General features: G+C 62.9%; 7 protein-coding genes. 1 reads left to right on the forward strand and 6 read right to left on the reverse strand.

Translation table 11 applies throughout. The features are described from left to right. Positions 1 to 1,053, forward strand: a 1,053-nt coding sequence (locus tag ACK5IR_RS09920; RefSeq protein ID WP_416928407.1) for an SdrD B-like domain-containing protein, incomplete at its 5' end; no start/stop codon positions are given. A gap of 85 nt (positions 1,054 to 1,138) precedes the next feature. Here the strand turns inward: ACK5IR_RS09920 and ACK5IR_RS09925 are convergent. From ACK5IR_RS09925 to ACK5IR_RS09950, 6 genes are all read right to left on the reverse strand, one after another. Further along, a complete protein-coding gene (locus ACK5IR_RS09925; protein WP_416928409.1) occupies positions 1,139 to 1,963 on the reverse strand; it encodes a carbohydrate ABC transporter permease in 825 nt (274 codons plus the stop codon). Next, the gene (locus ACK5IR_RS09930; RefSeq protein ID WP_416928411.1) at positions 1,960 to 2,844 is read right to left on the reverse strand and encodes a carbohydrate ABC transporter permease; all 885 of its coding nucleotides are present in this window, start codon (positions 2,842 to 2,844) and stop codon (positions 1,960 to 1,962) included. The genes ACK5IR_RS09925 and ACK5IR_RS09930 overlap by 4 nt, the downstream gene beginning before the upstream one ends. 77 nt (positions 2,845 to 2,921) lie before the next feature. Continuing rightward, entirely contained in the window at positions 2,922 to 4,199 is a 1,278-nt protein-coding gene (locus ACK5IR_RS09935; protein WP_416928413.1) for an extracellular solute-binding protein, read from the reverse strand. A gap of 42 nt (positions 4,200 to 4,241) precedes the next feature. Beyond that, the gene (locus tag ACK5IR_RS09940) at positions 4,242 to 5,327 is read right to left on the reverse strand and encodes an ABC transporter ATP-binding protein (protein ID WP_416928415.1); all 1,086 of its coding nucleotides are present in this window, start codon (positions 5,325 to 5,327) and stop codon (positions 4,242 to 4,244) included. Positions 5,328 to 5,377: 50 nt separating this feature from the next. Beyond that, entirely contained in the window at positions 5,378 to 6,895 is a 1,518-nt protein-coding gene (locus ACK5IR_RS09945) for an alpha-N-arabinofuranosidase (protein ID WP_416928417.1), read from the reverse strand. Between the two features lie 111 nt (positions 6,896 to 7,006). Beyond that, on the reverse strand, positions 7,007 to 7,655 hold a 649-nt coding region (locus ACK5IR_RS09950), incomplete at its 5' end, for a LysR substrate-binding domain-containing protein (protein ID WP_416928419.1).

The following is a 7,655-nucleotide window of genomic DNA, read 5'->3' on the forward strand; positions in this document are numbered from 1 at the left end:
AACACCGGCTCCGTTCTGTCGACGACGACCACCGACGCAAACGGAACCTACCTGTTCGACAACCTCAACGCCGGCGACTACCGGGTGCAGTTCATCACCCCGGACGGCTACGGGTTCACCACTGCCAGCAGCGCGGCTGCCGAACAGGCCAACAACGATTCCGACGCCAGCCTGATCAACGGGCTGACCGATACCATCACGCTCGCCATCGGCGAGGCCGAGCGCGACATCGACGCCGGCCTGGTCCGCAGCGACCCGGGAACCGCCTCGCTGGGCGATACCGTCTGGCACGACGTGATCAACGACGGCGTGCACAACAAGTTCGAATTCGGCATTGCCGATGTCCCGGTCCGGCTGATCGACGCCGATACCGGGGCGACGATCGCCACGACAACCACCGACGGGGCTGGCCACTACCTGTTCGAAAACCTCTACGCCGGCAATTATCTGGTCGAGGTCGAGGCCCCCGAGGGTTACGAGTTCACCAAGCAGAGCACGGTCGGACCCGAGGAGGTCAACAAGGATTCGGATGTCGACCGCGCGACCGGACGCACCGGGGTCATCGTTCTCGACGAGGGCGAGCAGCAGCGCTATGTCGACGCCGGCCTGACCTATGTCGACACCGGCACCGCCTCGCTGGGCGACAAGGTCTGGTACGACACCAACCAGAATGGCACCCAGGATGCCGGCGAACGTGGCGTTGCCGGGGCGACGGTCCAGCTTCTGGACGGCGACGGAACCAGCGTTCTGGCCACAACGACAACAGATGCGAACGGCAACTACCTGTTCGACAACCTCGACTCCGATTTCTACCGGGTTAAGTTCTTCGCCCCCGACGCATTCGTCTTCACCACGCCGGGAACTTTTGGTGACGATCTGGTGGGAACCGACTCGGACGCCGATATCGCAACCGGCATGACCAATTCGATCCACCTGTCGATCGGCGAAGCCGAGATGGATATCGACGCGGGCATCCACTACGATCCATCGCTGCCCTCCTACGATCAGAGCTATTTCATCGCTCCGGATGCGGCGTTCGACTACTTCGGCTGATATCCGTCGCGAACAGAACAACCGGGCCGGCGCCAAGCGCGCCGGCCCGGTACTGCGTTGTCACCCCGGCACGCGCCGGCTGCGATCAGCCCTTCACGCCCGAAGAGATCATCACCGCCTCTGTCACCTTCTTCTGGAACACCAGGTAGGTGATGATCACCGGCGCGGCGGCCAGCAGGGCCAGCGCCATCATCCGGGCGTAGGCGACCCCGAAGGTGTCGTTGACCTGCGTGATGCCGACCGGGATGGTCATCATGTCCTCGCTGGTGACAATCAGGAACGGCCAGAAGAAGTTGTTCCACGCCATGATGAAGGTGATGATCGCCAGCGCCGTGGTGATGCCCCAGTTGAGCGGCAGGTAGAGCTTGAAGAGCAGGGTGAATTCGCCGCCGCCGTCAAGCAGCACCGCCTCGCGCATCTCCCTGGGGATGGCGTCGAAGAACTGCTTGTAGACGATCACCACCACCGGAACGATCAGTTGCGGCAGGATGATACCCCACCAGGAATTGACGAAGCCGAGATCGTTCATCAGCACGAACTGGGCGACATAGAGCGCCGGAACCGGCACCATGAAACTGGCCACCACCGCCAGATAGAGCGCCCTGCGCCCCGGAAAGCGCAGTTGCGACAGCGCATAGGCGCACATCATTCCGAAGAGCAGAACGATGGCGGTGATGATCACCGATGTGCCGACAGAGTTGAGATACCAGCGCGGCAGTTTCGAATTCGACAGCACCTCGGTATAGGCACTGAAATTGAACTCGTCGAGCAGCACGCCGGCATCCGAGACGATCCGCGCCTCGCTTCTGAGCGAGGTCGTCAGCGCCCAGTAGAGCGGGAAGATCCAGATCAGCGCGGCGATCACCACGATACCGGCAAAGGCGATATTCCGGATGCGTCTGGCGGTCATTTCCGGCCTCCGATCCTGAGAAGCTGAAACTGAAGTACCGAGACGATCATGATGGTCGCGAACTGGACCATCGCAATGGCCGAGGCATAGCCGCCGTGGTTGAGCTGGAACGCCTCGCGGTACATCTGCATCAGCAGCACGTAGGAGCGGTTGAACGGGCCGCCCTTCGACAGCAGGTAGACCTGATCGAAGAGCTTGAGTTGCAGGATAAGCTGCAGGGTCAGCACCAGCGCGGTGACCGGCCACAGCAGCGGCCAGGTCACCCGCCAGAAACGCTGCCAGGCGGTCGCCCCGTCCAGCGCCGCCGCTTCATAGAGGTCTTCGGGGATGTTGCGCAGCCCGGCGATCAGCAGCAGCACGTTGAAGCCGTTCGTCCACCAGATGGTGACCACCGCGATCATCGGCATCACCCAGTAGGGGTCCTTGAAAACGGCGATCGGCCGCCCGGTTATCGAGGCGATCAGCGGTTGCAGCACGCCGAACTGGAAATCGAACATCCACGCCCAGATCATCGTCACCACCGAAACCGGCAGCACATAGGGCATGAAGAACAACGTCAGCACCAGCGCCTGGACCCGCCCGCTCAGGTTGTTGACCGCCAGCGCGATCAGCAGCGCGATGATCGTGGTGGGAACGACGGTCAGCAGCACGAAATAGAAGTTGTTCCACAACGAGGTATAGAACAGCTTGTCGCCGAGCAGCATGGCATAATTGGCAAGTCCCACCCATTCGCCATCGCCGATCAGCGGTGAATCGGTAAAGCTCATCACGACGACCCTGTAGGTCGGGTAGAGGAAGAACACCACGAACACGAACAGGAAAGGCGCCACCAGCAGCAGCGCCGAGCGTAATTCGCGGGCCTCACGCTTGTTTCTGGACACGGGATTCCTCCTCTCGGCGGGCGCGGGTTCCGGAGGCGGCGGATGCGCCCCCGGAGTTGCGGATCAGCAGATGCGGATCAGTTCAGCAACGACTGAAGCTCTTCCTTCATCTGCCCGGCGGCTTCCTCGGGGCTGAGAAAACCGTGAACCGCCGGCGCGATCAGGTTGTCGACCGCATCGTAGACCGGCGAGGCCACCCCGGCGATGGTCGTACGCGGATCGAAGGCCGCGTGATCGGTCAGCGAGGCATAGGTCGCGTTGGGCTGAAGCGCCTGATATTCGGCGCTCTCGACGGTGGGAACATAGGCCGGGATATGGCCGGCTTCCGCCCATGCGATCGAGTGTTTTTCCATCCAGCCGATCACCGTCAGCACCGCGTCGCGGGTCTCCTGCGACATGTTGGGATCGTTGGGGATGGCAAAGGCGTGCGAATCCGCCCAGGTTGCCGGCGCGCCGAGGATCTGCGGCGTGTCATTGGCAAACCACTCGAAAGCGATGGTGCCGGCATCGCGCATGTCGTTGTAGGTGGGCACCTCCCAGACGCCATTGATCGAGATCACCGACTTGCCGCCCGAGAACAGCGCCACCGACGCCTCGTACGAGGCCTGCTCGGGGACCAGCCCCCTGGCGCGCCAGTCGGCCATGACGGCGATCGCCCTGGCGGCCTTGTCCAGGTTGTCGCCGGCCAGAACCTCGCCATCGGTGACAAGCTCGCCGCCCTGCTGGCGGAACAGGGTGTAGAAGATGCGCCAGGTACCGCCGCCGCCCTCGGACTGGAAGCTGAGCGGATCGCTGAAGCCGTTCTCCTTGGCCCAGGTCAGGAAGCGCAGCATGTTCTCTTCCGAGTCGATGCCGGTCAGGTTGCCGTCGGCATCGAGCCATTCGGTGCCTTCCAGCGCCGTCCTGTTGTAATAGGTGATGATGGCGTGGATATCGAACGGGAAGGCCATCATCTGCCCGTCCGGGTCCGATGCTGCCTCGAGCGCGGCAGGGAAGAAATCGTCCTTGGTCAGACCGGCGGTCGTCAGATCGGCGTCGGTGATCGGCGACAGCACGCCCTCTTCCAGCGCCAGCGGCAGGCGCGACAGGTGATAGGTCATGATGTCGGGTCCCTGGCCGACCAGAACCGATGTGCGCACCTTGGTATAGAAGGGCTGGCCCCATTCCAGCGTCGTCGCGCTGATCTGGATATCGGGATGCTCGTCGTTGAACTGCTTGATCAGCGCCTTCATCCGCACGCCATCGCCGCCTGACAGGAAATCCCACCATTCGACCTGCACCGCCGACATCGCCGGGCCGGACAGGCCAAGCGCGATGGCGGCAGACGCAATCAGTTTCGCATATTTGCCCTTCATTCTTCTTCCTCCTCAAGAAAAGTGGAACGGTCTGTTGAACCTCTACCGAAGGCGGGTTCCTTCGCTGTCGAACAGGAAAATCCTTCCCGGTTCTGGGACAACGGTCTGGATGGTGCCGCGCATGCCGTGGCGCGCGCCGGTCTGCTGGAAGATCACCGGATCGCCGCCTTCCAGCGTGCCGTGCTGATAGGAAATCCCGCCCAGTTCCTCGGCGACATCCACGGTCACCCGCAGGCCGGCCTCCGTGCTCAGTGTCAGGTGTTCGGGCCGGATACCGACGACAACCGGCGCGCCCTCTGCGGGCCGGGCACTCAGCGCGATGTCGTAAACCGCGTCCTGCTGGCCGTTGAGGCGGGCGGCGATGCCCTCATCGGTATGCCCGGCGACGGCCGCCTCGAAGAAGTTCATCGACGGCGAGCCGATGAAGCCGGCGACAAAGCGGTTCGACGGGTCCTCGTAGAGGTCGAGCGGGTTGCCCCATTGCTGCACATAACCGCCCTGCAACACGAAAATGTCGTCGGCCAGCGTCATCGCCTCGACCTGATCGTGGGTGACATAGATCATCGTCGCGCCGAGCGCCCGGTGCAGCCGCGCCAGTTCCAGCCGCATCTGCACGCGAAGCTCGGCGTCGAGGTTGGAAAGCGGCTCGTCGAACAGGAAGACCTTGGGCGCGCGCACGATGGCACGGCCGATGGCGACCCGCTGCCGCTGTCCGCCCGAAAGCTCCGACGGCTTCTTGTCCAGCTGCTCGGTCAGCTTGAGGATCTCGGCCGCCTCGCGCACCTTCCGGTCGATCTCGGCCCTGGGGCGCCTGGCCAGTCGCAGGCTGAAGGCCATGTTCTCGAAAACCGTCAGGTGCGGATAGAGCGCATAGGACTGAAACACCATCGCCACGCCGCGCTTGGCCGGATCCTCGTGGGTGACATCCTCGTCGCCGATGCGGATCGTGCCCGAGGTCGTGTCCTCCAGCCCGGCGATCATCCGCAGAAGGGTCGACTTGCCGCAACCGGACGGGCCGACGAAAACCGCGAACTCGCCCTTGCGGACGGTCATGTCGACACCGCGAATGACATCCACCGAGCCGAACGATTTGGTTACCCCGTCGAGACGAACCCCGATCTCCTCCATGCCCGTTTCCTCCTTGTCAGCTTGCCGGGCCGCGCGGCGCCTGTGCCACGTCAGTCCAGCGCCAGTCGCACCATGTTGTACGAGAACGCAGGCAGTTCCCCCGTCAACGCGCCATCGCTTACCCCGAGCCTGCTGCCGGCCTGCGGCGCGATCCGGCCGGGCTCGCGGCTGGTGTTGGCAATGCGGGCCTCGGCAGCGTTTCCGCCCAGAACCTGATGGTCGATCAGCCGCGCCCCTTCGAAGCCGTTCAGCGCGATGTCGATCTCCATCGCCTCGTCCGGGTTCCGGTTGACGGCGAAAACCGTCAGCGATTTTCCGTCTTTCGCCAGAACCGCCGCAATATCGAGGTAGGGCACGTCCTGCGCCACCTCCTCATCGTAGCGCGGGCAATCGACCGAAACGTTCATCGCCGTGCCACGCCCGTAGAGGCTGGCGAACTGATAGGGATAGTAGATCGTGGTCGCCCAGGCCTTGCCGCCCTTTTCTGCCCGGATCGGCGCGATGATGTTGACCAGCTGGGCGATGCAGGCGATCCGCACCCTGTCCGATCGCCGGATGAACTCGTTCAGCAGGCAGCCGATGAAAAGCGCATCCTCGAGGTTGTAATCCTCCTCCAGAAGCGCCGGCGCCTCGGGCCAGTCCCATTCGCTCCAGTTCCTGCTGTCCTGCTCGCGGTTGTGATACCAGACGTTCCATTCGTCGAAGCAGATATGGACATCGTTCTTCGCCCGCTTCTTCGCCTTCACATAGTCGATGGTCCCGGCGACCGACTGGATGTAGCGCCCGGTCTCCTCGACCTTGGCAAAGAAGTTCAGGCTGTTGTGGCGGGAATTGCCGTAATAGTTGTGCAACGAGATGTAATCGACATTCTCGTAGCATTCCTCCAGAACCTGCCGTTCCCAGTCCGGGTAGGTCGGCATCTTGTCGTTCGACGAGCCGCAGACGATGGTTTCGATATCCCTGCCAAAGGCCTTGACCGCCTTGGAGGTTTCGTCGGCCAGCCGGCCATATTCCTTCGCCTCCTTGTGGCCGATCTGCCAGGGGCCGTCCATCTCGTTACCCAGACACCACATGTTGACGCCGTAAGGTTTCTCGACACCATGATTGCGGCGCAGGTCGCTCCAGTAGGTGCCGGACGGGAAGTTGCAGTATTCGACGAAATTGCGCGCCTCCTCGATACTCCTGGTGCCGAGATTGACCGCAAGCATCATCTCGATCCCGGCATCTTTCGCCCACTGGGCGAATTCGTTGATACCGACCTGGTTGGTTTCCTTCGAGCGCCAGGCAAGATCGAGCCGCACCGGGCGGTTTTCCTTTGGCCCGATGCCGTCCTCCCATTTGTAGGCAGAAACGAAATTGCCGCCCGGATAGCGGATCGCCGGGATTTTCAGCGCCCGCACCAGTTCGAGGACATCGCCGCGAAATCCGTACTGGTTGGCGGTCGGGTGGCCGGGTTCGTAGATGCCGGTATAGATCGCCCGGCCCATGTGTTCGATGAACGCCGAATAGAGCCGGTCGTCGATCTGGGAAATGACAAAATCCCGGTGTATGGTTGCGCGGCCTCTCACGTTCCCCTCCAGCGTAGCGACTCCGACAATATCGTCAGCACGTTAGGACGGAACGGAGTTATCGGACAATTAACATTTTCGCGCTTATCGTTAACAGAAATGGTAACGCGATCATCGATTCAGTCGCAGCCGGATCAGTTCGAGCAGGCGCCCGGCGGCAACCGATGTCGTCCGGTCGCGCGGGCGCAGGATGTGATAGGGCTCGATCTCGATCGGGCGCGCCACCGGCAGCAGCGCCAGGTCGGCGGAATAGGGCGGAGACAGCAGCAGATCGCTCACCTCGCGGGTCACCACCGCGACAACCTCGGAATCGCGCAGCAGCGCCATGATCGCCACGACCGAGGCGGTCTTGATCAGGTTGGCGGGCAGGCTGACCCCCTCGTCGTGAAAGGCGATCTCCAGCGCATGGCGGATCGGGGCGCCGCGGTCCTGCATCGTCCACGGATAATCGACCAGATCGGCCAGCAAAACCGGCGCCGCCCCGGCCAGAGGGTGATCGCCGCGCACCATGAACAGGACGGTTTCGCTGCCCGCCGGAAAAATCTCGAAATCGCGCGAATAGGCTTCGCGATCGAGCCTGCTCAGGGTGAAATCGTATTCTCCCCGGTCCAGCCCCCGCATCAGGCGCGCCGAGGTCGAGACATCGAGCGTCACGTCGACCATCGGCGCCTCCTGTTTCAGGTCCAGAATGGCCGGAATGACGATCGCCAGCGCGCCGCCGGTCACCGCGCCGACACGGATCGCACCCCCCAGGCCGGCA

This window comes from Tropicimonas sp., assembly GCF_047971885.1.
In the GTDB taxonomy this organism is placed as follows: domain Bacteria; phylum Pseudomonadota; class Alphaproteobacteria; order Rhodobacterales; family Rhodobacteraceae; genus Tropicimonas.